Genomic DNA, 26,053 nt, shown 5'->3' on the forward strand with positions numbered 1-26,053 from the left:
GCCGTGGCTGCGCATGCGATGGTGGTGCTCTTCGACGTGGACAACACCCTCGTCGACAACGACCGTGTCACCGCCGACTTGAAAGCCCATCTCGACCAGGAAGTCGGTCCTGCGCGAGGAGAGCAATACTGGCGGATCTTCGAACGATTACGCGGGGAGCTGGGCTATGCCGATTATCTCGGCGCGCTGCAACATTACCGGGTGGAGTATCCGCGCGATCCGCATCTGTTGGCCGTCTCGCGGTTCCTCGTGAACTATCCCTTTGCCGACCGGCTTTTTCCGAGGGCCCTCGACGTGGTGCGGCATGCCAAGGGGTGGGGGCGTCCGGTAATCCTTTCCGACGGCGACGCCGTGTTTCAGCCGCGCAAGATCGACCAGTCGGGCCTGGCGGACGCCGTTCAGGACGACGTGCTGGTCTACATCCATAAGGAGCGGGAACTCGACGATGTGGAGCGGCGTTATCCGGCCCACCACTACGTGTTGATCGACGACAAGCTGCGGATCCTCACAGCGGTGAAGAGGTATTGGCAAGGGCGGGTCACGACCATCTTCCCGCGGCAAGGCCACTATGCGACGGAGGCGGAGGCGCTGCACGAATTTCCCGCCGCCGACCTCACGGTCGATCACGTGAGGGACCTGCTGAACTACAATCGCGAGCAGGTGCTGGGGTTCGCCGCAAGCTCGCCGATTGACAACCTCAGGGCAGAGTCGTAGCCTAACGCCATGTCGGATGACCGATCCCATACCCTCGGGCGCCGCCAACTCCTGAAGACCCTCGGAGTGGCGGGTTCGCTGTTGGCTTTGGGCGGCGTGGGGCGTTGGGCGGAATCCCTGGCCGGGGAGGCGTTCGCGTCGAGTCCCGCCTCAGGCGACATTCCGAAGCGACCGCTCGGCAAGACAGGGGTCCAGGTGTCGGCGCTCTGTTTCGGCGGCGCCCATTGGGGGCGGCTCAAGGACGAATCCGAGGCCTTCCGCCTCATCCACGAGGCCATCGACGCGGGCGTAAACTTCATGGACAACGCCTGGGAGTACCATGGCGGCCGTTCCGAAGAACTCATGGGTAAGGCCTTGCAGGGGCGGCGTCATCAGGTGGTACTGATGACCAAGGTCTGCTCGCACGGCCGCGACAAGCACGTGGCCATGCAGCAGTTGGAGGACTCGCTCCGTCGCCTGAAGACCGACTACCTGGACCTCTGGCAGATTCACGAAGTCGTCTACGAAGACGATCCGGACCGGCACTTCGCGCCGAACGGGGCGACTGAAGCCCTGCTCGAAGCCAAGCAGCAGGGCAAGGTGCGGTTCATCGGGTTCACCGGCCACAAACATCCGCAGATCCATTTGAAGATGTTGGCGCATGATTTCCCGTTCGACACCTGCCAGATGCCGCTGAACGTGTTCGACGGCACCTATCGCAGTTTCGAACACGAGGTGCTACCCTTGCTGAACCAGCGCGGCATCGCCGCACTCGGCATGAAGAGCCTGACCGGCAACGCGGAGCCCATCAAACAAGGCATCGTCACCCCGCAGGAAGCCATCCGCTACGTGTTGAGTCTCCCGATCGCCTCCCTCGTGAGCGGCATCGATTCCCCGGATGTCCTCAAGCAAAACCTCGACATCGCCCGCCGCTTTACACCGATGACGGTGGCGGAGATGGAGGGGTTGCGTCAGAAGGTCGCGCGGTACGCGCACGACGGCCGGTACGAGCTCTTCAAATCCACCAACCGCTACGACGGCGGCATTGGCCGCGCCCAGCACGGCATCTCCTAATTTTGGTTATCGACCCTTCGCGGCGCGGTTTCCTCCGCCAAGCGATCGTTGGTCGCCGTATCGTTGCGGGCTCACGGAGTGGTTCGGGGACGGGATCGACGGCGCGCTTTGAATGTTCGGTGGGCTGGGACGCCAGAAGTGGTTGGGGTGCAGTTGGGGTTGCGGCAGCTTCGGCATCACGACCACGTCACCGACTTTCGCCGGTTGGCCTTGGGTGTTGAGCAGCGGCGGGGGACTGGTCGGCCCTGGGATGGTCTGTCGAGCGGGCGGGAGGTGGCGGTGCGGAGAAAGGCGTTGCGGCTGGAGCAGCAGGCCGTTGATCCCCGGAACGCCGAACCACGGATAGGAGTAGAAGCCCAGGGTGGGATAGGTCCAACTCGTCCAGGCCTGTGACCCGAGCGCGGCAGCTTGCTGATCCCCGGACATGGCCTGTTCGCGGGCTGGTTCCATTTCGTCTTCAGGTGTCGGCCGCGCGGCAGCGGCACGCTTGTCGGGATCGCCCCTGTGGTCCTTGCCGTCGGCAGTCGGGGCGACGATGTTTGCTGGGTGAACGGGCTCTTGGGTGGCCTCGAGCGGTTCATCGAACTCATGCATGGTGAGCTGGTTCCGATAACGCGCGGGAATCGAATGCAGTTGGTTCGTGAAGACTTGGACACCGGATTCGTCGATGTAGGTGTAAATGGTCGCGGAGGCGGAGGGCGGCGTGAGGGGGGCGGCGGAGAGCCAGAAGAGGAGTGCTGCCGGTGTGACGGACCTGCGGGAGAGCAGCATGGGAACCCCCGGCTTGTAATGATTTCAGGATAACACAGGGAGGGATGGGGATTCTGCAAGGTGGGAGCTGGATAAGTTGGCCCCTTTTTCTCTCGCTCGTGTCACTTGCTACGACTTCCCAGGAACGTGACGACATGACCTCGTAAGGCTGCTGCGAAGCGGTGAAAGGTTAGGTCTTCGGCTGGCTGTGTGAGTTTGGTTTTTCTTGAGTTGGTCGCCATCAAAAGCAGGAGGCAGAATAGAGCCGCTCTAATATTAAGCGGCGGCAGAGCAGTTCGTAACGTTTGCTATATGACACTCCTCGATACCGGCGAATTGCCGTTGGTACCTTGGTATACGTCTCGCCTCGGAATTCAGGATCCACCTGAAAGTACGGTTCCTTGTTGACGACGGGTGTTTTCACATTGTCGCGATCTTCCAACAAAAATAGATAACCTAGAAAGGAGGAGGGGCTTGCCCAAAGCGACCTTCTCGGAATGCCGTCCAGATGTCTTTTGCGCTGCCAACGGCTTCCTCTGCCCGATTGTTTACATTGTTGCCGATCGATTTCCCGGCTTGGGATTTGAACTCCATGGCCAAAACTAATGCGCCGTTTGAAACGACAATGAGATCCCATTTCTTTGTGGCTCTGAAATACCCCGGCAGCTCGAGCGCAGTTCTTGTGCGGACATCGACTTTTTTCAGCCCGGCATCGCATAAGATGTCTGAAACTAAAACCTCCAAGGCACCCATCTGGGTACCACCTGTGACTTCCCCCCGTGTACCGGCGTCGATTTTTCCCGATTTAACCTGTTTTTCTTTATTGTGCCTCCGAGCATCCCAGTAGCTTTGGACAGCGGCTTGTAATTTCTTATCAATGTCCAAGCGCGGCCTCCATCTTGAGCGGGCTGATCCCATAGATCTCGCAAGCCATCAGGGTCGCTCGCTCTCTATCTCGATGACAAAAGGCCTCTCTTAATTCATCGACCTGGGCCTTTGACAAGGTCTTTGGATCAGGGACTCGAATTCGGCGCAGATACTGCGCCTGGAAGCGCAAGTAGCCGCCTCGCATGCGGACTCCGTATGATTCGACAAAAAACTGGACGACCTTTGATAACAGTAGGCCTCCAAGGACCTCCAAGTCCCACTCCTCCGACTCGATGAAGTACAAATTGTGGTGAGGGTATGTTTCCCCTTGATCCAAGACAGGTTCTAGCCGGTTCTTGATATCCGGAATAAAGAGTTTGTGCTTTTGAGTCAGAGAGGGATGGACACGGTCGATCGTCTTATACCAGCCGGTGGGATTCTTCTCCGCCGTGTGACGGCGTTTCAACTCTGTCGCGTGTCGCTCGTAGTAGGCGCGAAGCTTGGGATAGTCGATCAGATCGACAAGGCCATTCTCGCCCCAAGGGTTCACGAGATAGTGTCCAGACCAGCGTAGACGGCCTCCGGCCAAATCTTTCGCAACTGCGAGTTTCAGCAACCGGGAGGACTCTACAAGCGAATCATTGGTCGTAATGTAGACATGGTCGTTTCCGGTGGCAACCCCGATCCCAACTTTGGTACTCATTTCGAGAGCAGGAAATCGCTCTTCCATTTGTCGTAACAGTGCCAATTGCTCTGGGGAATGGCAGGGCCAAGGGACCGAGCCCTTGAACCATGTGTGTACCACGGCTCTGTGAATGCTACTGGGGAGCGGGAAGCTACCTTCTCCCTGCAGTGCGGTCGCCAACTGACAGGGCTGTATGGTTTCAGCCTCCTGCCCAGCGCTGGCAACAATGGTCGAGCGTTGAGTCGTGCGCCGAATCACCGTAATGGCAGGATAGGCATCCACCTCGTCATCAAAGGCGTTGGCATTGTGCATGCTCACAAGCAGGTCGATGCTGTATGCCGAGCTGATCAGTTTCCTCAGTTCAGCACCATATTGGTTGCGCATCCATCGATCGGCGCAGATAAATGCGCATGTGCCATTCGGCTTCAATTGTCGAAGAGCCGCTTCGAAAAATGCGACATAGAGATCGGCACGCCCGCGCATCGTCGGATAGGCATTGCGGTAAACGGAGGCTATTTCTTCAGGAATGTCTTCGAGGCGTACGTATGGAGGGTTCCCAATAATGAAATCAGCCTGTTGGTGCGAGGTTTCCAGAAGGTAATCACGAGTGAAGACCCATGTATCGGCTAGGTAGCTGGCCAATGACAGTTGGGCCCCATGGCGCACGAGAATATTGCGGATCAGGGCGCGAGAGCGAGCCGCGCTTGTCTCATTCAGCTCGTAAGCGGCCAACGATGTCCGACATTCCGACAGCGGCCGCCCAAGATTCCGGCAGGACTGTAGCAAGCGTTCGACCATGGGGCCGAGAAATGCCCCATCACCGCAAGCCGGTTCGATTGCCAGCGTATCTACCAGGTTCTGATCCGAGCAATAGCCGCTCAAATTGAGGAGTAGTTCGACGACCCAACGTTTCGTATAGACCACGCCTTTGGACCCGATGACGGCAGCAGAAGCAGGCTGGTGGAGAGGCGCAATGAGCTGGAGTTGAATGCCCTGCGTTGTGGCTGCTGGCCTGAGTTGGTTATGTGCCACTTGGGCCTCGTGGTTTTTTTGAGGTCTTGGGGAAGGAAGCCAGCGATATTAGCTTGTCTGCATTGATCGATCAATACTGGCTGGTTTTAGGCGCCCTTCTCGAATCCCTTTCCCTCGCATCAATGGGCTCGATGGACTACAATCCGTCCCATGCCGATCTGTCGCATGGCCGTCACCATCGAACCGAGGAGCGTTGCCGATGTCGAAGCCGGAACCGGCCGGAGGGCCGACCCCAGAACTGTTCTTCCAAACCGCCAATGCCTATCAACGGTCCCAGGCGCTGAAAGCAGCCGTTGAGCTAGACCTCTTCACCGCAGTCGGGCTCGGCCATGACGATCCGGACGCGTTGGCTGAACGCTGCAAGGCGGCGCCGCGCGGGATGCGGATTCTCGCGGACTACCTGACTATCCAGGGTTTCCTCACCAAGGAAGGCACGCGCTACAAGCTGACGCCCGATTCGGCGGTCTTCCTGGATCGGCGGTCACCCGCCTATATGGGAACAGTGCTGGGCTTTCTGCATGCGCCGAAATTCACCCAAGCCTTTGAGAATCTGACGGGGGCCGTGCGCAAGGGCGGCACGGTGGCGGGGGAGGCGGGGACGGTCAGTCCCGAACATCCGCTGTGGGTGGATTTCGCGCGCAGCATGATGCCGATGATGGCCAAACCGGCGGAAGAGATCGGCATCTTCGTTCGGCAGACGCAGCCCGGCGTGAAGAAGGTGCTGGACATCGCGGCGGGGCACGGCCTGTTCGGCGTGGAGATCGGCGCGCGTTGTCCCGAGGCGGAGATCGTCGCGCTGGATTGGCCGAACGTGCTGACCGTGGCCCAGGAGCTGGCGGACAAGACCGGTCTTCAGTCCCGCTACCGACTCCTGCCGGGGGACGCGTTTCAGGTGGAGTTCGGCACCGGATACGATCTCGTGCTGCTCACGAATTTCTTGCACCACTTTTCACCCGCGGCCTGCGGCACGCTGCTCAAGAAGATTCACGGCGCACTCGCGCCGGGCGGCCGGGTCATGACGTTGGAGTTCGTGCCCAACGAAGATCGGGTCACCCCGCCGCCGGTGGCCGAGTTCAGCCTCATCATGCTGGCCACCACCCCCGAGGGTGATGCCTACACCTTTCGAGAATATGAGCGGATGTTCGCCGAGGCCGGATTCGCGCGCACCGAACGGCATCCCGTCGCCGGGTCCATTGAACAGGTGCTGGTCTCGTACCGGAACTAGGGGTTTCCGCAGGTCTCCTGCCTTGGCGTTTCGTTGTCTAATCAAGCCCACAGGCAACGGAACCATTCGGAAAGGAGGCCGTCATGTTTCTGAAGTGGGCTGCCATTTTCTTCGTCATCGCCATGGCTGCCGGGGCGATGGGATTCGGCGGCGTCGCGCAAGGCGCCGCGGAGATTGCGCAGATCCTGTTCTACATCTTCTTGGCGATCTGCGGAGCGTTTTTGGTGGCGGGCATCCTCATCGCGGAGAAGCTGACCTCGTGAGCAACGGACGACGGGGGGGCAGGGCGCAGTCGCAGCGGCTGGGGCAGAACGCTGTTCAAAAGCCACGGCCGCCGCCACCGCCGAACCCTCCGCCGGACGAGCCGCCGCGGCCGAACCCTGAGCCGCCGGAGCTGCGGGGTGCGGAGGTCATCGTCGAGCCTGCGCGGGAGGCCATGTCGCCCATCCGGCTGGTGAAGCGGCCGGCGCGGAACTGCGCCAAGTCGCTGCTGTGGTACCAAGCTGGGGCCGTGGTAACGATCGATTCGAAGGCGCGGGCCCAGGTCTTCTCCACGCCGAGCGCCATCGCGTAGGGCAAAAATTTCTCGAACAGCTCCGGGCTTTTCACCACCCGCTCGAAGCGGTCCGCTTCCACGCGGGTGAGAAATTCTTCAAATCCTAAAACGCCTTCCAATGTCCTGGTGCCTTGCAACGTCCGCGCGGGCATGAGGCGCCCGAACCCCACGACGATGAGTCCGGACAGGATCCCGGCTCCGAAGAAGGACAGCGGCGCCATGCCGTACCGGTCCGCTACCGCAGCGAGCGCAAACGTCAACACCATCCCCAACACGATGCCGCCGATCATATAGCCTCCTTTCACGCGATCCGGCCGTTGGTGGTAGTACTTCCTGGCCTGCAGCGCGTCGAAAATCGCATCCTGAATGCCGGGGAGAGCGCGGTAGAACTTATTCTCCAACGAACTTAGCGCGACTTCATCGCCTGCGCCGTGGCTGAAGAGGGCCTCCAGCAGGAGCCGCTCGTGTTTGGCGAGTGCGTTCCAACTCTCCGGCGGTGTGCTGCGGCGGAAGACGTAGTCGGTGTTGGACCAGAGGCCGAACAGTTGTTCGGTTTGCTGTTCCCTGATCTGCAAATGACCTTTCACCGCCAAGTCGACGAGCGTCGCAGTGATATCGCGGATGTCGGGTGAGTCGTCGGTGAGGGTGCCGACTTCGGCCGGCGTGAGCCGGTCCGGTGGTTCGTAGACGACGGTGATTGCCCGTAGCTGCGGGTCGCGGCCCCTCGTCCACCAGAGGCGATACATCACTCCGAAGACCAGCACCGGGAGGCCCAATGGCCAGTTGGCTCGGAGAAAAAGTTTGGTCTGATCCAGCGCCGTCGGCGCTGCCACGGTGCCCTTGTCCCATCCAACCACCGCGGTGAGGCCCTCGCGAAAGCCGAGCGGTCGCGTCATGGTGATCTTAACCTGGCTGCCGACCGTCGAGACTGTGGCTGCCGTTTCCCGCGCTCCGTAGGCTCCCGTAAAGGCCTGGGCGCGCAAGCCCGTCGCGTTCGCCGGGAGAGTGATCCGAGCGGAGGCCTGCTCGATGGGTACGTCCCATTCGTCGCCGGTCACGTTCCAGTAGAGTTCGTCGTGGGCCTCGAAAAATTTCAGCCCGTTGCGGACTCGATATTTCAGCACAAAGGTGCGCGTGGCATCCTGCGCGCCGGGAATCCAGATACGGAAGTTCCGGTAGTGCCGCTCCCGGCTGCTCTCAAACTGGAGCGGGATGCCCTGGTCGTCGGTGACGGTTACCTCGTCGAGCAGCAATGTATAGTTGAAGCCCTGCGGGGTCCGGTACTCGACCGGAATGAGTCGCTCGATGCCGTTCCAGGAGCCTTCGAACCGGGGGCTGACCGTTTCGGTGACGTGCAGCTCGCCGCTCGGGAGCACGTGCAGGTCAACGTCGAACCGGCTGAGCACGAACGAGCGGGCATCGGCGGGCAAGGCGTGGCTGAGCAGCAGCACAGTCAGCGTGGCCAGGAGGAGCCACGAACGGAGGGGTGTGGACAGGTGTCGTGCGGCCACCATGAATCGGCGGTCCCGGAAGTTAAAACTGGACCTTCGGCGGTTCGCGCTGCAGGGTATCGGTCAGCTCAAAGAACTGCCGGCCCGTGAAGCCGAACCATTGCGCGATGAAGTTGGTCGGGATCTCCAGTCGCTTGGCATTGTAGTCGCGCACCACCGCATTGTAATAGCGGCGGGCGTTCTGCACGGCGTCTTCGATGTGATTCAGGCTGCCCTGCAGCTGGGTAAAGGATTCGACGGCCCGTAGCTGCGGGTAGGCTTCGGCCAGCGCGAAGAGCGATTTCAGCGACTGGGTCAGTTGGTTTTCGGCGACCGCCTTGGCTTCCGGGCCTTGCGCGGCCATGGCCTTGGCCCGCGCGTTGATCACCGCCTCCAGCGCGCCCTTCTCATGGGCCGCATAACCCTTGACGGTCTCGACCAGATTGGGGATCAGGTCGTAGCGCCGCTTGAGTTGCACGTCGATGTCGGCCCAGGCGCTTTCGGTCGCGGCGCGCAGTCGCACCAGGCCGTTGTACAGCCCGATGACGATCATCACGAGCACGATTAGGGTCACGAGGACGATCCAACCCATCGCAGTCTCCTTGCGGTTTGGGTGAAGGTACGTAGGACCTCAGGGATGATAGCCCGGTCGTCCGGTTCTGTAAAGCCGGAGCCGGTTTGTCTTGCCGTGCCAGGACCGGGCCTTGCGTCCCGACTTCCGGGTCTCCATACTAGTGCCCATGCGAGACGCCCTTTCACCCGGCCTGGAAACAGGCGTGACCGACCACCGCGCGGCGCTCCTCCAAGTGGCCGAGGCCATTTCACTTCACCGTGACCTGCCGTCGCTGTTTCGAGATCTCGCCCAACGGTTGCCCGCCGTCGCGTCGTTCGACTTCATTGGGCTCGTCCTCCACGACCAGTCCAAGCCGGTCATGCGGGTGCATGTCCTTGAAACGGCGGCCACCCAACGCCTGACCGCCCGGCTCGACGGCTTCGAAATTCCCATGGAAGACTCGGCCAGCGGCTGGGTCTGGGAGCATCAGCAACCGATGCTCATTCCCTCTCTTGCCGAGGAGACGCGGTATAAGATCGGCATGGAGGCGCTGCGGGGCATCGGTGTCCAGTCCGTGTGTTTCTTTCCGCTGACTACGGCCATGCGCCGGTTGGGGGCCATCGGATTCGGCAGCACGAGGCCCTTTGCGTTCAGCGAGACCGACGTGGAATTTCTCAACCAGGTGGCCAAGCTTGTGGCGGTGGCCGTGGACAATGTTCTGCATGATGAGGACCTGACTCGCGACCGGGACCGCCTGCGCCTCCTGCTCGAAGTGACCGAGTCGATCGCCTCGCACCATGATCAGCGCTTGCTGCTGGCCGACTTGGCCAAACGTCTCCCGCAGGTCGTGCCGTTCGACTTCATGAACGTCGTGCTGCACGATTCCGCGCGCGAGGTGATGCGCCTCTGGTTGCTGGTGACGTCGGAACGCTCCACGATCGAACCGGGGCTGGAGACTCCGGTCGATGAGTCGCCCGGCGGCCTGGTGTGGAAGACGCAGCAGCCCTTGACCGTCGATGACGTCGAGCGGGAACAGCGGTTCCCCGCCTTGATGGCGCTCTTTCGCGAAAACGGCGTGCGGTCCTTCTGCGTGTTGCCGCTCACCACGGCGCAACGGCGTCTGGGAGCGATGGGGTTCGGGAGCCTGCAACCGCGGATCTACCTGAACAGTGAAATCACCTTCATGAAGCAGGTGGCGCAGCAGGTGGCCGTGGCGTTGGACAATGCGCTCAACTCCGAGACGAGCCGGGCCTACCAAGCCCAGCTGACGACGGAGCGGGATCGTCAGCGGCTGCTGCTGGAAGTGAACAATGCCGTGGTGGCGCATCTGGATCTGGAGCAGCTGTTCCCTGCGGTGAGCGCCTGCTTGCGACGGGTAATCCAGCACGATGGGTCCAGCTTGCTGCTCTGTGACGCCGAGACCGGGCGATGGCGAATCCACGTGCTGGACTTCACCCGCAACGAAAGTTTCATCGAGGAAGGGGAGATCGAAGAGAGCGCGCAATCGCCGTCCTGCCTGGCGATTACGACGGGTAAGGCGGCGTTGTTCGGGGAGCGGGACCTGCTGGCGATGGCGAGGACCTCGCCCTGTGCGCAGGATCTGCTGGATCGCGGCGTCAAGTCGTTCTGCTCCGTCCCGCTGCTCTCCCATAACCGGACGCTGGGTGCGCTGAACGTCGGTCGGCGGAACGACGATGGCTTCAGCCCTGAAGATGTCCAGCTCTTGGGACAGGTTGCGCAACAGGTCTCCATCGCGGTCGAGAACGCGCTGGCTTACCGGGAAATTGCCGCGCTCAAGGACAAGCTGGCCAAAGAAAAAGTCTATCTCGAAGAGGAAATTCAAACCTCCTACAACTTCGAGGAGATCGTCGGGGAGAGTCGCGCCTTGAAGCAGGTGCTGAAGCAGGTCCAGACGGTGGCCGCCACGGATTCGACCGTGTTGATCCTCGGGGAAACGGGCAGCGGCAAGGAGTTGATCGCGCGGGCCCTGCACAACTTGAGCACCCGCCGCGAACGCACCTTCGTCAAGCTCAACTGCGCGGCCATCCCGACCGGCCTGCTGGAAAGTGAACTCTTCGGCCATGAACGGGGGGCCTTCACCGGGGCCATCGCCACGAAGATCGGGCGGTTTGAACTGGCGGATCGCGGCACCATCTTCCTGGACGAGGTGGGCGAAATCCCTTTGGAACTGCAGGTGAAGCTGCTGCGGATGCTACAAGAGCAAGAGTTCGAGCGGCTGGGGAGCACGAGGACCATGCGGGTGAATGTCCGTGTGATCGCGGCCACCAATCGCGACCTGGCCCAGATGGTTGAGGAGCAGAGGTTCCGGAGCGACCTCTATTACCGGCTCAAGGTGTTTCCGATCACCGTGCCGCCGTTGCGCGAGCGCGCCGACGACATTCCCCTGCTCGTGCGGCATTTCGTCCAGAAGTTCGCCTCGCGCATGAAGAAACGCATCGAGACCGTGCCAACCGAAGCCATGCGGGCCTTGCAGGCCTATGCCTGGCCCGGCAATGTCCGGGAATTGGAAAACTTCGTGGAGCGGGCTGTGATCCTGTCTTCCGGGTCGGAACTGTTCGTCTCGACGGCGGAATTGAAGCGCCCCGCACTGCAGACCAATGGGGCCGCCACGACGCTGGAGGAGGCCGAGCGCGATCATATCCTCAAGGCCCTGCGGGAGACACATTGGGTGATCGGCGGGGCGACCGGCGCGGCTGCCCGCCTGGGGATGAAACGGACCACCCTTCAATCCAAGATGCAGAAGCTCGGCATCGCCCGTCCGCGATAACCTTCCCGCTCCGTTGCTGCTCGTGCCGACTATTAGACAGATGCCGGGATTTCGGCGCGACGTGACCGGCACCGGCGGTTCTGCGTAGCTGGAGTTCGACGGCCGTTTAGCAAGGGCTGCCGCGTCCGACGGCTGTTTCCGCCGATGACACCGTTTCCCCTTCCGCCTGGAACGAACCCTGCTTCTCTCCCCTCCCGGGTGTTCTGATGAACGAACATGTCGAGGGTGGGCGGCGAGGGGGGAGCGATGGAGACGGCAGGCGAGTTGTTGATCCAATATGGTGCCTGGGTGTTGTTCGGCGGGGTCTTGGCTGAGCAACTGGGCTTGCCCTTCCCGGGGTTGGCCCTGCTGGTGGCGGCGGGGGTGTTGGTGGGCACTGGGCATCTTTCCTGGTCCAGTGCGATCGTGGCGGCCTTAGCGGCCACGTTACTGGCGGATCTGCTCTGGTTCGTGGCTGGTCAACGGCGCGGTCGTCCCGTGCTGAGGCTCCTCTGTCGGATCGCCTTGGAGCCGGACGCTTGCGTGCGACGGACGGAAACCTTCTTCCGTCGGCATGGCGCGCCCTCGCTCGTCGCGGCGAAGTTCATTCCAGGATTGAGCACGATCGCGCCGCCGCTGGCCGGCATCGTGGGTCTGAGCTTACCGCTTTTTTTGTTCTATGACACGGTGGGTGCGGTCGCCTGGGTCGGCTCTGGCTTGGGGTTCGGATATCTGTTCAGCGAGCAGGTCGATGAGGCCTTGGCCTACTCGGAGCAACTGACGCCTGCGCTCCTGCTTGGTGCGGCGCTGCTCCTCCCGATCTATATCGCGTGGAAGGCGTGGGTTCGCCGGCGGCAGTTGCAGACCATTCCACGGATGACGGTCGCGGATTTGCTGCGGAGACTTGAGGGGGATCGGGCCCCGTTGCTGATCGACGTGCGCGCGCGCGAGGCTGTGGAGGCGGAACCAGGCCTGCCCGGCGCGCTGCATCTACCGTTGGACGAATGGGATCGGCAGCCAGTGACCCTTCCCCGCGATTGGGATATGGTGCTCTACTGTGCCTGCCCGGGGGATAGCGGGAGTGCCTTGGCGGCCTATCGGCTACAGCGGATGGGGTTCGAGCGTGTATGGGTCCTACGTGGCGGCTTGGAGGTTTGGCAGGCGATGGTGCATGAGGCCGCTCTCCGCAAACCTTTGCCTATGGTGTCTCTGGCAACCTAACGAGCGAAAGGAGGTTGGTCGATGGATCGGCGGATGGTTCTGGCTACGAAGCTGACGTTCCTATTTGCTGCCTTGTGGTCCGGCGCCGCCTTCGCCTCGCCGCCGCATGAGGTGTCCAACGACTCGGATGTGCCGCTCTATGAGAATTTGGGATCCTTGCACCATCCGATTACGACGGGCCATCCAAAGGCGCAACAATATTTCGATCAGGGATTACGTCTCGTGTACGCGTTCAACCACGAAGAGGCGATCAATTCCTTCGAGCAGGCGCTCCTGTTCGACGATCAGGCGGCGATGGCCTGGTGGGGTATTGCCTTGGCCCTCGGCCCGAACATCAATGCCCTGATGGGGGCAGCCGAGGAACGTCGTGCCTTCGAGGCCGTGGCACGCGCGAAGCGCCTGTCGGACGGCAGCAGCCCGTCGGAACGGGCCTATATCGAGGCGCTGGCGGTACGGTATGCGTCTCAGCCGGAGACGGGGCGCGAAGAACGGGATCGGGCCTATGCCTTGGCGATGGAGAAGGTGTGGAGACAATGGCCGGATGATGTCGATGCCGGGACGCTCTTCGCAGAAGCCCTGATGGTGCTCCAGCCGTGGGACTTCTGGGCGCCGGACGGACAACCCAAGGGACGCGCCACGGAGATCGTCGCGGTCTTGGAACGGGTGCTCACCCTTGAGCCAAACCATCCGGGGGCCTGCCATTACTATATTCATACGGTGGAAGCCTCGCCCTATCCCGAGCGAGCGTTGCCCTGTGCGGATCGGTTGCCGAATCTGGTGCCGGGCGCGGGGCATCTGGTTCATATGCCGGGGCACATCTACCTCCGGTTGGGCCGGTACCGGGAGGCGGCGGAGTGCAACGTCCATGCGGCTGCCGTGGATCATGACCTCCTGGAACACCGCCGGCTGCACGGCATCTACCCGGTGGGGTATTACCCTCACAACCTGCATTTTCTGTGGTCCGCGTTGACGATGGAGGGGCGTAGCCAGGAGGCGATCGACGCGGCGCGCCGACTGATGACCCTCGCCCCGTGGGACAAGGCCCGGCAGGAACCCGCGATGGAGGAGTTCACGCCGACGTTGCTGTTCGCCTTGACGCGATTCGGTCGGTGGCAGGATGCGCTGGATCTCCCCGAGCCGCCGTCGGAACTGCTCTACACCAGAGCTACCTGGCATTACTCCCGCGGGCTGTCGCTGGTCCGGCTGGACCGGTTGGAGCAGGCGGCGCTGGAACTGGAGAAATTGGCGGAATCAGTGAAGACCATGCCGGAGGATCGGACGATCGGAGTCGAGTCGGTGGCCGCCTTGGCGAAAATCGCGCAGGATGTGCTGGCAGGAGAACTCGCGGCGCGGCGGGGCCAGGCGAGAGAGGCGGTCTCGTTGTTGCGCCGGGCTGTCGCTCGTGAAGACGGCTTGCGGTATTACGAGCCGCCGCTCTGGCATTACCCCGTGCGCCATTCGTTGGGCGCGGTGCTGCTGGCCGCTCACCGGTCTGAGGAGGCCGAACAGGTCTATCGCGAGGACCTTGTCCGGCATCCGGAAAACGGGTGGGCGCTGTACGGGCTGGCGGAAAGTTTGCGTGCACAGGGCCAGCGCGATGCGGCGGCGGCGGTCGAGCAACGATTCCAGAAAGCCTGGTCGCGCGCGGACGTCCGGTTGACTGCCTCGCGCTTCTGATCTTGCGAGGCAGACAAGGAGGTCCCGGTGGAACTGAAAATCCCAACGGCCGAGCAAGCCTGGTGGGGGTTGCGGGCCATGAAGAGCGTCGCCTTGGCGGATGGGGTGCTCGATGAGTCCGAGCGGCAGGTCATGGAGGCGGTGCAGCGCGTCTTCGGCACGACCCATGACCTGGAAGGGCTGACTCCCATCACCCCGGAAGATTTGGCAAAAGGGCTACCCGACCAGCAGATCAGACGTCAATTGGTGAATGGGCTCATCGTCATGTCGCTGATCGACCGGGAGGTCACGCCTCAGGAAGCCGCGCTGGTCGAACGATTTGCCACTGCGCTGCAAGTCGGTATTCCCGAGGTAACCAACCTGCGCCATGTCGTGAAGCAGGAACTCCTGCACCTCCGCCTCGATCTGGCCAGACGATTTTGGCTGCGTGAAAAGGTGGTTGAGATTTGGGACCATGAAGGGCTTCGAGGACTGATCACCTTCGTGGGTGGTCTGCTCGGTACCTATGAAAATGCCGAGATGGCGGCCCGGTATCGGGCCTTTGAGCGGTACCCGGAGGGATCGTTGGGGCGGAGGTATTGGGAGTATTGCCGGACGAACGGGTTCCCCTTTCCAGGAGAGAAGGGCGGTGCGCCCGAGGCCATTGTGTTTCATGATTGTGCCCACATCTTGTCTGGCTACGGAACGGATCCTCAGGGCGAGGTGCAGGTGGCTTGCTTCAGTGCAGGGTTTCAGCGGCGTGATCCCTTCCTGTTCGTCTTCTTTGTCTTGCTCCAATTCCATCTCGGCATCCGCATGACGCCGATCACCCAGGCTCGAGCCGGCTTCTTCGATCCCGAAAAGGCGCTTATTGCTATCCGGCGCGGGGCGGCGATGAATGTGGACCTCAACCATGGCTGGGACTACCACCCCGTCATGGGTGAACCGGTCGAGGAACTGCGGACGCGCTACAACATCCTGCCGATCGAAGCCTTTCATCCAGGGCTTGGCGACAGTCGTTGAGCAGGATCAATCAAGCCGGATCAAGCGTCGTGAGGCTGCCGTTATTTCGGCAGGTGCCGAGGGAATGGCAGTTGAGCTTCGGCGGCGGATCGTGGCAGGTGTGCGGCTCAGGTAGGTCTGTGAGATTTTTGCTTGTTCTCACGTGGGTTAGGCGAACGGCTGCGAGCGGCTGCGAGAGGAACGGTGATTGCTTTTGACGATACCGTTGGCGCCGTCGGTTCTTGGTGAGGAGGAGATCGGGATGAGTCGTCGTGGGTGGATCGGACCGTCGTTGCTGCTGCTGACGGTGGTCGCAGTCGGTGTGGGGTTGGCCGCATGGAAGTATGGCGCGATTCAAGACAATGCCGCCGCCTCGGCCAATCAACCGGAGCCGATGGAGGTAGTGACGCTGGCCGTAGCTCGCGCCGTGGACCATCAACAGACCGCCACCTCGATTGGGACGGTCTTGGCGCTCCGCTCCATCACGTTACAGAACGAGCTGGCCGGGACCGTGAGCCAGGTGCGGTTGACCCCTGGCCAGATTGTGGAGGCTGGAACGGTGTTGGTGGCGCTCGATGTCTCCGTGGAGGAGGCAGACCTGCGGGCGCAGCAAGCCCAAGCCGTGCTGGCGCGGACGATCCTGGATCGCCGCCGAGCCCTGACGCAGGACCTGGCCGCAGCGCAGGAGGAGGTCGATCGCGCCCGGGCGGATCTCGACGTGGCACAGGCCCAAATCGCACGCACCAAGGCGCTGATCGCCCGTAAGACCATTCGCGCCCCGTTCCGCGCCCGTGTCGGCTTGGCCGATATCCACCCGGGACAATATCTGAACGAAGGCACCCAGCTGACGACGCTCCAGGGGGTCGACGAGGCGGTGCATGTGGACTTCGCCGTGCCGCAGCATGTGGCCGCCGGGTTGCAGCTCGGCTCGCTCGTCGATGTGTACCCTGCCGGAGAGTCGGCGCCCCTGTCGGCCAAGATCATCGCGCTGGATTCCCGCATCGATCCCACGACCCGCAACGCCATGGTGCGCGCCAAGATCGAGCACTCTCCATCGATGCCGGCTCCCGGGTCGGCGGTCCGAATCAAGGTTCGTGTCGGTCTGCCGCGCAAGGCCGTGGCCATTCCGGTGAATGCGCTGCGGAAGGGGCCAGGCGGAGATCAGGTGTTCGTCGTCGAACCGGACGGCAGCGGCAAGACGCGCGCGCATGTGCGCCAGGTGGAAAGCGGTGCGATGCTGGGAGATGAGATTATCGTCCATGTGGGACTGACCGCCGGGGAACAGGTGGCGGCCTCGGGTGCCTTCAAGCTGCGCGACGGGGTTCTGGTGGCGGCCGCCGGTGGGGCGGAACCGGCGGTTGAATCGGCTCAGCCGCCGAACGGACTGTGACGGTAGGGATCGAACCATGCGTTCATTTACCGATGTTTTCATCAAGCACCCGGTACTAGCCGTCGTCGTCAACCTGGTGATTCTGCTTCTTGGGTGGCGAGCCTTGACCACCCTCCCGGTGCAGCAATACCCGAAGATCGAAAGTTCGTCGATCATCATCACGACCGTCTACTACGGCGCAGCAGCCGAGACGGTGCGAGGGTTTCTGACCACGCCGATCGAACGGGTGGTGTCGGCCATCAGCGGCGTCGACTATCTCGAATCCACCAGCCGGGCCGGCGTCAGCACCGTGACGGTCCATCTCAAGTTGAACCACAGCAGCACCGCGGCGCTGGCCGAGGTGACGGCGAGGCTGCAACAGGTGCGCTCGGAATTGCCGGCGGAGGCGGAACCGCCCGCGGTGGAGGTGCAACGGGCCGATCGCCCCTACGCGTCGTTTTATCTGAGTTTCACCTCGCCTGAGCGAACGGTGCCGGCCTTGACCGACTGGTTGCTGCGGTCGCTCCAGCCCCAATTCGCCACCTTGACCGGCGTCCAGCGTGTGACCATCGAAGGGGGACGGCAGATCGCGATGCGGGTATGGATCGACCCGGACCGTCTCGCGGCCTACAACCTCTCGCCGGGCGACGTGCAGGCGGCGTTGCGGCGCAACAACTATCTGGCCGCCGTCGGACGGACGAAGGGCAACCTGGTGCAGGTCAATCTGCTGGCCAACACCGATCTGCGCAGCACGGAAGAGTTTCAAGACCTCATCGTGACCGATCGCGGCGGAGCCATCGTGCGGCTGCGGGATGTGGCGCGGGTGGAGAACGGCGCCGAAGAGGCCGAAATGGTCGCCAAATACAACCGCATGGAAGGTGTGTATCTCGGCGTCTGGCCGCTGGTGGGGTCGAACGAAATCGAAGTGGCGCAGCGGTTGCGGGAGGAGATGGATCGGGTCAGGCCGACCCTGCCGAAGGACATCGACATGCAGCTGGTCTGGGACGGCACGATGTTCATGCGGAGCGCGTTGGAGGAGATCACGAAGACGCTCGGGGAAACGATCCTGATCGTCGCGGCGGTGGTCTTTCTGTTCATGGGCTCGGTGCGGACGGCCTTGGTGCCGCTGGTGGCCATGCCGGTGTCGTTGGTCGGCGCGGCGATCTTCATGTATGCGTCCGGCTTCAGCCTGAATTTGTTGACGATTCTCGCCATTGTGTTGTCGGTGGGATTGGTGGTGGACGATGCGATCGTCGTTGTCGAGAATGTCGAGCGGCACGTACGCGAAGGGAAATCCAGAATGCAGGCCGCGTTGCTGGGCTCGCGCGAGCTGGTCGGCCCCATCATCGCCATGACCATCACGCTGGCCGCCGTGTACGCCCCGATCGGGTTTCAAGGCGGTTTGACCGGGTCGTTGTTTTTGGAGTTTGCGATGACGCTGGCCGCCGCCGTGGTCCTGTCCGGCGTCGTGGCGATCACCCTGTCGCCGGTGATGAGTTCCTATTTCGTCCATCCTGAAGGCAAGGAAGGGCGGTTGACCAGACTGGTAAATCGGGCCTTCGACGTCACACGCGCAGGTTATGGCCGTCTGCTCGACGGCGCCTTGGAGATGCGTTGGGCAATCGTCGTCGCAGCCCTGTTGGTGATGGTGGCGGCCTGGCCGCTGTACCAGTTCTCGCGGCAGGAGTTGGCGCCGGTGGAAGATCAAAGCCACATCAGCCTGTTTCTCGAAGCAGCGCCGGATTCGACGGTGGCGGCGACGAACCGGGACTCCATGAAGGTGATCGAGGCGATCCGATCGTTTCCCGAGACACGCTTCACGTGGTCGCTGACCTCGTCATGGGGAGGGTTCGGCGGTTTGGTGGCCAAGGATTGGCGCGAACGGACGCGCTCCACCGAGCTGATGTATGGCGAGGTATACGGCGCCGTCTCGCAAATTCCCGGGCTGCGGGTGTTCCCGCGGCTGGATCCGCCGCTGCCCACGCCCGGGCAGTATGACGTCGAGCTGATCTTGGAAAGCGAGTTGCCTGCCGAGCAGTTGCTGGAAATCACGGGGGCGGTGCTCGGAGCCGGCTGGCAAAGCGGAAAGTTCCTCTATGTCGACACGGACCTCAAGATCGATTTGCCTGAGGCGCGGGTCGTGATCGATCGGGAACGTTTGGCCGATCTGGGGTTCGACTTGGCGCGCGTCGGCCAGGAGCTGGGCACGTTGCTCGGCGGCGCCTACGTGAATCGATTCAATTTCTATGACCGGAGCTACAAGGTCATTCCGCAGATCGGTGACAAGGATCGGGCGACGCTCGATCCGCTGCTCGATCTGAAGATCAAGACGCCCGGCGGGCAGTTGGTGCCGGTGTCGACCTTCACCCGCATCGAGACCAGCACTGCCCCGCGGACTCTGAATCGTTTCCAGCAGCGTAATGCGGTGCGCATTTTCGGGGGCGTCAAACCAGGCGTCACCAAGGATGAAGGGCTTCGAGTTCTCGAGACGGCCGCCGCTGCCGCCGCCGGGCCCCGCGCATCGCTCGATTACGCCGGGGAATCGCGCCAGATCAGGCACGAGGGGTCGGCCCTGACGGTGACCTTGGGGTTTGCGATCGTACTCATTTATCTGGTGCTGGCGGCGCAATTTCAGAGTTTTCGCGACCCGCTCATCGTCTTGCTGGGGTCGGTGCCGCTGGCCATATCCGGAGCGCTGGTCTTTAGTTTCCTGGACCTCACGACCATCAATATCTATTCGCAGGTGGGGCTGATTACGTTGGTCGGTTTGATCGCCAAGAACGGCATCCTGATCGTGGAGTTTGCCAATACCTTGCAGGCGCGCGGGATCTCGAAGGCGGCGGCGTTGCGCGAAGCGGCCATGACCAGGCTGCGGCCCGTCTTGATGACCTCGGCGGCGACGGTGTTCGGCCATTTGCCGCTGGTGTTGGTGTCGGGGCCCGGTGCGGCGGCGCGCAACAGCATTGGAATCGTGCTGGTGACAGGCATGACGGTCGGTACCCTCTTTACGCTGTTCGTGGTGCCGGTGTTTTATTCCCTGATCGCGGCGCGGCATCAGCCGGCGGCTGAGCTGGAAACGGCTGACCCGCAGGAGCTGCAGCTGGTCGGGGCAAAGGGTTGAGTGGAGGGACGATGCTGAAGATTACCTCGGTAACCACACAACAGGCCCCGCGGCTGATCCTGGAGGGGAGCGTCAGCGGGCCATGGGTGGCGGAACTCGAACGGGTGTGGCGAACGGTCCTGCAGTCCGGCGCGACCAGCCCGGTGGTGGATTTGAGCGGAATCACCTTCATCGCAGGGGAAGGCAAAGCCTTGCTGAGCAGGATGTGGCGCGACGGCGCGACCTTGATTGCCAACGGCTGCTGCACCAGGCACATCGTGGAAGAAATTACCGGCGGTGCGTCGGCTTCTCCTTCGGCCGGCTCAGCCGCCAGGTGACTGTTACGAGCGAACTCTCCGCGTTCTCTCCTTGAATGGTCACCGGACCGAAATTCCATGCCGCCTCAACCGCCGACATCCGCAGGCTCCATTACCGCGTACCTCGCGGCGGACCATCGGCGCCTGGACGACCTGTTGAGTGCGGCGGCCGGTCTGCCCGACCGTATCGATCGCGACAGGTATGATCAATTTCGCGCGGGGTTGCTTCGGCACATCGGCATGGAAGAAAAAATTCTCCTCCCGGTTATCCAGCGAATTCGCGGAGGCGAGCCGCTGCCCGTTGCCGCCAAACTCCGCCTTGATCACGGCGCCCTCGCGACGCTGCTCATGCCCACGCCGACACCCCAAATCCTGGCGACGATTCGCCGTATCCTGTCGGACCACAATCACGTGGAGGAACAGGCCGGCGGGCTGTATGAGATCGGTGATCGATTGCCGCCTGCGGAGATCGAACCCCTCCTGGCCGCCCTGCGCGCCGCCCCGACCGTGGCCGTCATGCGACATTCCGACAGCCCGGCGGTGATGAAGACGCTGCAGGGCGCCTTGCAACGGGCTGGGTACCAGTTGGAGAATGCCTCGGCCCAAGCGCCGTTCCGTTCGGACGGAGCAAGGTAACAGGAGCCTCTCCATGCTGGTTCGTCATCCGCAACGCTTGCCCCTGTTGGGTTTGGGGATGGTGGCGTTGTTGGCGGGGCTGCTGGCCGGGCTGTTACGGTTGGGATGGGATCTGCCTGTGCCATGGGCGGGATTTTCAACGCTGCATGGGCCGCTCATGGTCTCCGGCTTTCTCGGTACCTTGATCAGCCTTGAACGGGCGGTGGCCTTGGGGCGGCTGTGGGGCTATGCGGCGCCGCTGCTGAGCGGGTTGGGCGGCCTGGCGTTGATCGTCGGCCTGCCCGTCGTCGTGGCGCAGGGGCTCCTTGCGTCAGGAAGTATCGGGCTGGGGGCGATTTTTCTCGCCATTCTGCAACGGCATCGGGCGCTTTACACGGTGACGATGGCCGTGGGATCCGGCCTCTGGATTCTAGGCAATCTCCTCTGGGCGGCCGGCTGGCCGCTCTTTCAGGTCGTGTTTTGGTGGGCCGCGTTTCTGTTGGTGACGATCGCGGGTGAGCGGCTCGAACTCGCCCGGTTGCAACAGCTCACGGGAGGCGCGCAGCCGTCGTTCTTGGTCTTGCTCGGTCTGCTGTTCACGGGCCTGCTCCTGATGGAGTGGTCCTTCGCCTGGGGGGCGCGCCTGTTCGGGGTGGGATTGTTGGGACTGTCCTGGTGGCTGAGTCGGCATGATATTGCTCGGCGGACGGTGAAACAGTCGGGGGTGACGCGGTTCATCGCGGTCTGCCTCCTAACCGGATATGGCTGGTTGGGCGTGAGTGGGTTGTTGGCCCTGTGGGTCGGCGGGGTCCCTGTCGGGCCGCAGTATGATGCCATCCTGCACTCGTTTTTTCTGGGGTTTGTGTTCGCGATGATCTTCGCCCATGCGCCGATTATTTTCCCGGCGGTGTTGGGGGCGGGGATGGGGTATCGACCGCTGTTTTATGCGCATGTCGCACTATTGCAGGTGACGTTGGTGATGCGTGTGGTCGGCGACGTGGCGGGGTGGGTCGCTGGGCGGCAGGTCGGCGGATTGCTTAATGTGCTGACGCTGGTCTTGTTTCTGGCGAATACGGTGTCGGCGCTGAAGCGTCCGATGGAACGAACGGGGGCCGCACAGGCGCGGCCGTCGTGAAAGGAAGATTCGCATGTCGGTGGAGCAGAACCCGGCCGGTGCCGACCCGCGGGTGACGGAGGCTTTGCGGCAGGTCGTCGACCCTGAACTGGGGATCAACATCGTCGACCTGGGGTTGGTGTACGGCAGCGAGGTGCGCGATGGGCTGGTGCACGTGACCATGACGATGACGACGCCCGCCTGTCCGATGGAGGAGTTGCTTATGGAAATGGTGCATTCGGCCATCCTCCGCGAGGTGGCGGATGCCCGTTCCGTGGAGGTCGATCTCGTCTGGGATCCGCCCTGGAAACCGGACATGATGAGTGCCGAGGCCAAGGCGCAACTCGGGCGCGCGTGAGGCCAGTTCCATGGAAGACAGGAGCACGACATGGGTACGATGACGGCGGCACAACTCATCGTTCGGTGCCTGGAACAGGAACAGGTCAACTGCATTTTCGGCCTTCCCGGCGAAGAAACCCTTGCCTTGACCGATGCGCTGCTCGATTCCCGGATCAGGTTCATTGAAACGCGACACGAGCAGGGCGCGGCCTTCATGGCGGATGTGTACGGGCGTCTGAGCGGAAAGGCCGGCGTCTGCCTCTCGACGCTGGGGCCCGGCGCAACCAACCTGTTGACCGGCGTGGCGGACGCGTATCTGGATCGGGCTCCGCTCGTGGCCATTACGGGACAAGCTTCCTCTACTCGGCGGCACAAGGAGTCTCATCAGTACATCGACGTGGTGTCGATGTTGAAGCCGATCACCAAGTGGAATACCTCGATTCCGAAAGCCGAGGTGATTCCCGAGGCGGTGCGGAAGGCCTTCAAGATCGCACAAACGGAGAAGCCCGGCTCGACGCATCTGGAACTTCCTGAAGACATTGCGGAGGAGGCGGTGGTCTCGGAGCGTGTGCCGCTCTTCGTTCAGTCGCCGATACTGCCCGAACCGGCGCCCACACAAGTCGGGCGCGCGGTCCGCGCGCTCGCGGCTGCCGAACGTCCGCTCATTCTGGCGGGAAACGGCGTCATTCGCGGCGGCGCGGCCGACGCGGTCCGGCACTTTGCGCGGGCGTTTCGCATTCCGGTGCTCCACACGTTCATGGCCAAGGGGGTGTTGCCGGACAGCGATCCCCTGTCGCTCTACACGATTGGCCTGCAGGCTCGTGACTATGCAGCCTTGGTCATGGAACGGGCCGACGTGGTCATGACGGTGGGGTATGATTTCGTGGAGTATGCGCCCTGCTTCTGGAACGCCGACCGGGACAAACGCATCGTGCATGTCGACGTGTCGCCGGCCGAGGTGGATGAACACTATATCGTCGAGGTCGGCGTGCTCGGTGATCTCCGTCTGTCGTTAGGGCTGATGGGGGCCGGGCTGGAGCCGTTCGATGGAAAGTGGGCGACGGAGGCCAGGGCGACGATTCTGAACGGCTTCGAAGCCGAGTCGGACGGACCCCTGCCCGGACCGGTGCGGCCTCAACGGCTGATGCGGGAATTGCGCGCGGCCCTGGCGCCGGACGACGTGGTGATCTGCGACGTCGGCGCCCACAAGCTGTGGATGGCGCGGATGTTTCCCTGCGAACAGCCGAATTCCTGCATTATCTCGAACGGGTTTGCCACGATGGGGCTTGCGGTTCCCGGCGCGCTGGCGGCTAAATTGTGGACCCCCGGTCGGCGTGTGGTTGCGGTCACCGGCGATGGCGGGTTTCTCATGAATTCGCAAGAACTGGAAACCGCCGTGCGCCTCCGGCTTCCGTTCGTGACCCTGGTCTGGCGGGATAACGGATACGGGGTGATCCGGTGGAAGCAACAGGTTCGATACGGGCGGACGTCGGCTGTCGAGTTCGGAAATCCCGATCTCGTGCGGTATGCGGAGAGTTTCGGCGCGAGCGGGTATCGGATTGCCGATCCCTCGGAATTGGGACCGGTCCTGGCCAAGGCGCTGGCCGAACCCGTACCGGCCGTCATCGACTGTCCCGTCGACTATGCCGAGAATCTTCGTCTCACGGAACGGTTGAAGGCCCTGCCGCATTCACTGATGCGGCGGGTACGGCCCTAGAAACCGTGAGATGCGGTCCATGTCTGGATCGCCCGCAAGTCCGTCGGGGGGTGGTGATTCGGGCTGCTGCCCCGGTACAATGGCCTCCCACGAGGTGGGTATGATCTACACGGCGATGAATTTCGGCGACCATCGGCATTGCGAGGCCCTGTCGGGCTGCTTTCGAGGAAAACTCTGCGATCAACTCACGAACCGTCTCGGCTATCGTGTCGCCAAGGGCGATCTCGTGTATGGACTCGGCGACCCGGCCCAGAGTGTGTTCTTTCTCCGCCGCGGCTTGGTGAAGTTGACCTCGTTGACCGAAGACGGCCGCGAGTTGATCTTGCGCCTCCATCAATCCGGCGATGTGTTCGGCGAACTGTGCCACTGCACCGGCGAGCGGCGTGAGCAGGCCGTGGCCATGGAAGAGTGTGACGTGGTGGAACTGGGCTTCGAGGAATTCATCGCACATCTCCAAACCAACCGCCCGGCCTTCATGTTGTTCCTCGCCAATGTGGCGCAGCAGCTTTCCGCCGCCTACGACCAAATCCAGACGCTGTCATTCGGCACGACCATGGAGCGCCTGGCGCGGACCCTGGAGCGCTTGGCCGAGGACTTCGGCGAGGCCGAGGGTGAGTGGATTCGGCTGACCCACTACTTCCGTCAGGACGAGCTGGCGCAGATGATCGGCGCACGGCGAGAGGTGGTCTCGACCCTGCTGAATCAGCTGCGGGATCAGGGCCTGGTGTCGTACGATCGGAAAAACACGCTGCTCGTCAGGCGGGCCGGATTGGAACGGTTTACTGTGGCACCCGAAAGGACCCCTGCGGGCCTCTAGCGCAGGCCGGAATTGTTTCCCCCCTGTTATCCCGCTAACAGACAATCTCGCACCCATTCTCTATCCTTGCCGACCAGTGCAACAGTCGGCCACGCGCCGACACGTTGGGCCTGCTGCGACTGACGGCCTTTTCATATGAGGTCCGCTGCGCGCCCATCGGTTTATTGGCTGTATCGTTCAACCAAAGGGGGGTGTGTTGATGTGCACTCAAATGCGTCTCTGGGCTCTGTCTTTGCTCGTGCTCTCCAGTGCGGCCTGTTCGACGACCGGCGGGACGCCGGCGACGTCCGGAGCGGCAGCTGCTCCGACCAAATCGGCCAAGGTGACCGAAACCAAGGCAGATCTGCGCGACCTGTGGCTCGGCCACATCGTCTCGATCCGCAACGTAGCGGTGGCGACGGTGGACAAGAATGCCCCGGCGCGCGAGGCAGCCGAACAGACGGTCGTGGCCAACGCGCAGCAGATCGCCGGGTCCATCGAGCCTTTTTACGGCAAGCCGGCGTCGGAGAAGCTCTTCACGTTGCTGGCCGCCCACTACGGCGCGATCCGCGAGTATTTGGATGCCACGGTCGCAGGCGACGCCGCACGGCAGGACGTCGCGGTGAAGCACCTGACCGCGAATGCGGGAGAGATTTCCGCGTTCTTGAGCGGTGCCAATCCCAATTGGCCGAAGGATACGGTCATGGGCCTGCTGACGGCCCATGCGGCCCATCACCTCACGCAGTTCCAGCAACTGAAGGAGGCGGATTATACGCGTGAGGCGGAGACCTGGCATGGCATGAAGTCCCACATCTACGTGGTGGCGGATGCGCTGACCGACGGCTTGGCCGCGCAGTTCCCGACTAAGTTCTAGGCAAGCGGTGGGGCTGACGGCATCGGTGGTGCCGTCATGGCCCCGAGTGCCACGACGTCGATCGGAGGCCGGCATCCGGCAGCCGGGCGTGGCTCAGCCACGCCCGGCTGTTCGGTTCCGCAGGTCGATTGCCGCCCGCAACGGTACTCACGCGTAGTTCGTGCGACCATCCGGAATCTTACCCGCCCGTACTGACTTTCCCTCCGCGCCATGCTATCCATGGAGCGTGCTCGTCGAATAG

Annotated in this window: 21 protein-coding genes and 1 pseudogene; 17 read left to right on the forward strand and 5 right to left on the reverse strand. The window is 62.5% G+C overall.

Annotated elements, in window-relative coordinates:
- Positions 1–18: 18 nt before the first annotated feature.
- Both HRU82_15280 and HRU82_15285 read left to right on the forward strand, forming a co-directional pair.
- Positions 19–714, forward strand: coding sequence for an HAD family hydrolase (locus tag HRU82_15280; protein ID QOJ37236.1), 696 nt, complete (start codon positions 19–21; stop codon positions 712–714).
- Positions 715–723: 9 nt separating this feature from the next.
- Positions 724–1,767, forward strand: a complete 1,044-nt coding sequence (locus HRU82_15285) for an aldo/keto reductase (GenBank protein ID QOJ36216.1) — start codon at positions 724–726, stop codon at positions 1,765–1,767.
- 6 nt (positions 1,768–1,773) lie between these two features.
- Here HRU82_15285 and HRU82_15290 read toward each other — a convergent pair whose 3' ends face one another.
- From HRU82_15290 to HRU82_15300, 3 genes and pseudogenes are all read right to left on the reverse strand, one after another.
- Entirely contained in the window at positions 1,774–2,538 is a 765-nt protein-coding gene (locus tag HRU82_15290) for a DUF4124 domain-containing protein (protein ID QOJ36217.1), read from the reverse strand.
- A gap of 101 nt (positions 2,539–2,639) precedes the next feature.
- Positions 2,640–3,402: pseudogene (locus tag HRU82_15295) on the reverse strand (restriction endonuclease).
- Entirely contained in the window at positions 3,392–5,101 is a 1,710-nt protein-coding gene (locus tag HRU82_15300) for an Eco57I restriction-modification methylase domain-containing protein (GenBank protein QOJ36218.1), read from the reverse strand. Before HRU82_15300 ends, HRU82_15295 begins: the two are co-directional and overlap by 11 nt.
- A 199-nt stretch (positions 5,102–5,300) precedes the next feature.
- Here HRU82_15300 and HRU82_15305 point away from each other — a divergent pair, with 199 nt between their 5' ends.
- The gene (locus HRU82_15305; protein QOJ36219.1) at positions 5,301–6,326 is read left to right on the forward strand and encodes a methyltransferase domain-containing protein; all 1,026 of its coding nucleotides are present in this window, start codon (positions 5,301–5,303) and stop codon (positions 6,324–6,326) included.
- 83 nt (positions 6,327–6,409) lie between these two features.
- Positions 6,410–6,589, forward strand: coding sequence for a DUF1328 domain-containing protein (locus tag HRU82_15310; protein ID QOJ36220.1), 180 nt, complete (start codon positions 6,410–6,412; stop codon positions 6,587–6,589).
- A gap of 55 nt (positions 6,590–6,644) precedes the next feature.
- Here the strand turns inward: HRU82_15310 and HRU82_15315 are convergent, their stop codons facing one another.
- Positions 6,645–8,396 carry a DUF2207 domain-containing protein gene (locus tag HRU82_15315; GenBank protein ID QOJ36221.1) on the reverse strand — a complete coding sequence of 584 codons (1,752 nt, stop codon included), beginning with the start codon at positions 8,394–8,396 and terminating at the stop codon, positions 6,645–6,647.
- Positions 8,397–8,415: 19 nt separating this feature from the next.
- Complete coding sequence (locus tag HRU82_15320; GenBank protein QOJ36222.1) at positions 8,416–8,964, reverse strand: LemA family protein; 549 nt, start codon at positions 8,962–8,964, stop codon at positions 8,416–8,418.
- A gap of 148 nt (positions 8,965–9,112) precedes the next feature.
- Between HRU82_15320 and HRU82_15325 the strand changes: the two genes are divergently transcribed.
- From HRU82_15325 to HRU82_15385, 13 genes are all read left to right on the forward strand, one after another.
- Positions 9,113–11,713: a sigma 54-interacting transcriptional regulator gene (locus HRU82_15325; protein ID QOJ36223.1), complete on the forward strand. Its 2,601-nt coding sequence runs from the start codon at positions 9,113–9,115 to the stop codon at positions 11,711–11,713.
- Between the two features lie 216 nt (positions 11,714–11,929).
- Positions 11,930–12,913, forward strand: a complete 984-nt coding sequence (locus tag HRU82_15330) for a VTT domain-containing protein (protein ID QOJ36224.1) — start codon at positions 11,930–11,932, stop codon at positions 12,911–12,913.
- A gap of 21 nt (positions 12,914–12,934) precedes the next feature.
- On the forward strand, positions 12,935–14,590 hold the full coding sequence (locus tag HRU82_15335) for a hypothetical protein (GenBank protein QOJ36225.1): 1,656 nt from the start codon (positions 12,935–12,937) through the stop codon (positions 14,588–14,590).
- A 27-nt stretch (positions 14,591–14,617) separates the two neighbouring features.
- Positions 14,618–15,592: a hypothetical protein gene (locus HRU82_15340; GenBank protein ID QOJ36226.1), complete on the forward strand. Its 975-nt coding sequence runs from the start codon at positions 14,618–14,620 to the stop codon at positions 15,590–15,592.
- Between the two features lie 241 nt (positions 15,593–15,833).
- Positions 15,834–16,961, forward strand: a complete 1,128-nt coding sequence (locus HRU82_15345; protein QOJ36227.1) for an efflux RND transporter periplasmic adaptor subunit — start codon at positions 15,834–15,836, stop codon at positions 16,959–16,961.
- 16 nt (positions 16,962–16,977) lie between these two features.
- Positions 16,978–20,061 carry an efflux RND transporter permease subunit gene (locus HRU82_15350; GenBank protein ID QOJ36228.1) on the forward strand — a complete coding sequence of 1,028 codons (3,084 nt, stop codon included), beginning with the start codon at positions 16,978–16,980 and terminating at the stop codon, positions 20,059–20,061.
- A gap of 11 nt (positions 20,062–20,072) precedes the next feature.
- Positions 20,073–20,378, forward strand: a complete 306-nt coding sequence (locus HRU82_15355) for a hypothetical protein (protein ID QOJ36229.1) — start codon at positions 20,073–20,075, stop codon at positions 20,376–20,378.
- 57 nt (positions 20,379–20,435) lie between these two features.
- Positions 20,436–20,993: a hemerythrin domain-containing protein gene (locus HRU82_15360; GenBank protein ID QOJ36230.1), complete on the forward strand. Its 558-nt coding sequence runs from the start codon at positions 20,436–20,438 to the stop codon at positions 20,991–20,993.
- A 13-nt stretch (positions 20,994–21,006) separates the two neighbouring features.
- Positions 21,007–22,107, forward strand: a complete 1,101-nt coding sequence (locus HRU82_15365) for a hypothetical protein (GenBank protein ID QOJ36231.1) — start codon at positions 21,007–21,009, stop codon at positions 22,105–22,107.
- A gap of 13 nt (positions 22,108–22,120) precedes the next feature.
- Positions 22,121–22,444, forward strand: coding sequence for a metal-sulfur cluster assembly factor (locus tag HRU82_15370; GenBank protein ID QOJ36232.1), 324 nt, complete (start codon positions 22,121–22,123; stop codon positions 22,442–22,444).
- Positions 22,445–22,474: 30 nt separating this feature from the next.
- The gene (locus tag HRU82_15375; protein QOJ36233.1) at positions 22,475–24,142 is read left to right on the forward strand and encodes an acetolactate synthase large subunit; all 1,668 of its coding nucleotides are present in this window, start codon (positions 22,475–22,477) and stop codon (positions 24,140–24,142) included.
- A gap of 94 nt (positions 24,143–24,236) precedes the next feature.
- The gene (locus tag HRU82_15380) at positions 24,237–24,959 is read left to right on the forward strand and encodes a Crp/Fnr family transcriptional regulator (GenBank protein ID QOJ36234.1); all 723 of its coding nucleotides are present in this window, start codon (positions 24,237–24,239) and stop codon (positions 24,957–24,959) included.
- Positions 24,960–25,158: 199 nt separating this feature from the next.
- Positions 25,159–25,812 carry a hypothetical protein gene (locus HRU82_15385; protein ID QOJ36235.1) on the forward strand — a complete coding sequence of 218 codons (654 nt, stop codon included), beginning with the start codon at positions 25,159–25,161 and terminating at the stop codon, positions 25,810–25,812.
- Positions 25,813–26,053 lie beyond the last annotated feature (241 nt).

This window comes from Nitrospira sp. (assembly GCA_015709715.1).
Taxonomy (GTDB): Bacteria; Nitrospirota; Nitrospiria; order Nitrospirales; family Nitrospiraceae; genus Nitrospira_A.

What these genes read in the sequence shown, in the direction of transcription:
- HRU82_15345 (QOJ36227.1), top strand. Translation starts at nt 15,834, where the DNA reads ATGAGTCGTCGTGGGTGGATCGGACCGTCGTTGCTGCTGCTGACGGTG.
- HRU82_15290 (QOJ36217.1), bottom strand. Translation starts at nt 2,538, where the DNA reads ATGCTGCTCTCCCGCAGGTCCGTCACACCGGCAGCACTCCTCTTCTGG.
- HRU82_15370 (QOJ36232.1), top strand. Translation starts at nt 22,121, where the DNA reads ATGTCGGTGGAGCAGAACCCGGCCGGTGCCGACCCGCGGGTGACGGAG.
- HRU82_15365 (QOJ36231.1), top strand. Translation starts at nt 21,007, where the DNA reads ATGCTGGTTCGTCATCCGCAACGCTTGCCCCTGTTGGGTTTGGGGATG.
- HRU82_15350 (QOJ36228.1), top strand. Translation starts at nt 16,978, where the DNA reads ATGCGTTCATTTACCGATGTTTTCATCAAGCACCCGGTACTAGCCGTC.
- HRU82_15385 (QOJ36235.1), top strand. Translation starts at nt 25,159, where the DNA reads ATGTGCACTCAAATGCGTCTCTGGGCTCTGTCTTTGCTCGTGCTCTCC.
- HRU82_15360 (QOJ36230.1), top strand. Translation starts at nt 20,436, where the DNA reads ATGCCGCCTCAACCGCCGACATCCGCAGGCTCCATTACCGCGTACCTC.
- HRU82_15280 (QOJ37236.1), top strand. Translation starts at nt 19, where the DNA reads ATGGTGGTGCTCTTCGACGTGGACAACACCCTCGTCGACAACGACCGT.
- HRU82_15315 (QOJ36221.1), bottom strand. Translation starts at nt 8,396, where the DNA reads ATGGTGGCCGCACGACACCTGTCCACACCCCTCCGTTCGTGGCTCCTC.
- HRU82_15375 (QOJ36233.1), top strand. Translation starts at nt 22,475, where the DNA reads ATGGGTACGATGACGGCGGCACAACTCATCGTTCGGTGCCTGGAACAG.
- HRU82_15320 (QOJ36222.1), bottom strand. Translation starts at nt 8,964, where the DNA reads ATGGGTTGGATCGTCCTCGTGACCCTAATCGTGCTCGTGATGATCGTC.
- HRU82_15305 (QOJ36219.1), top strand. Translation starts at nt 5,301, where the DNA reads ATGTCGAAGCCGGAACCGGCCGGAGGGCCGACCCCAGAACTGTTCTTC.
- HRU82_15310 (QOJ36220.1), top strand. Translation starts at nt 6,410, where the DNA reads ATGTTTCTGAAGTGGGCTGCCATTTTCTTCGTCATCGCCATGGCTGCC.
- HRU82_15330 (QOJ36224.1), top strand. Translation starts at nt 11,930, where the DNA reads ATGTCGAGGGTGGGCGGCGAGGGGGGAGCGATGGAGACGGCAGGCGAG.
- HRU82_15355 (QOJ36229.1), top strand. Translation starts at nt 20,073, where the DNA reads ATGCTGAAGATTACCTCGGTAACCACACAACAGGCCCCGCGGCTGATC.
- HRU82_15285 (QOJ36216.1), top strand. Translation starts at nt 724, where the DNA reads ATGTCGGATGACCGATCCCATACCCTCGGGCGCCGCCAACTCCTGAAG.
- HRU82_15335 (QOJ36225.1), top strand. Translation starts at nt 12,935, where the DNA reads ATGGATCGGCGGATGGTTCTGGCTACGAAGCTGACGTTCCTATTTGCT.
- HRU82_15325 (QOJ36223.1), top strand. Translation starts at nt 9,113, where the DNA reads ATGCGAGACGCCCTTTCACCCGGCCTGGAAACAGGCGTGACCGACCAC.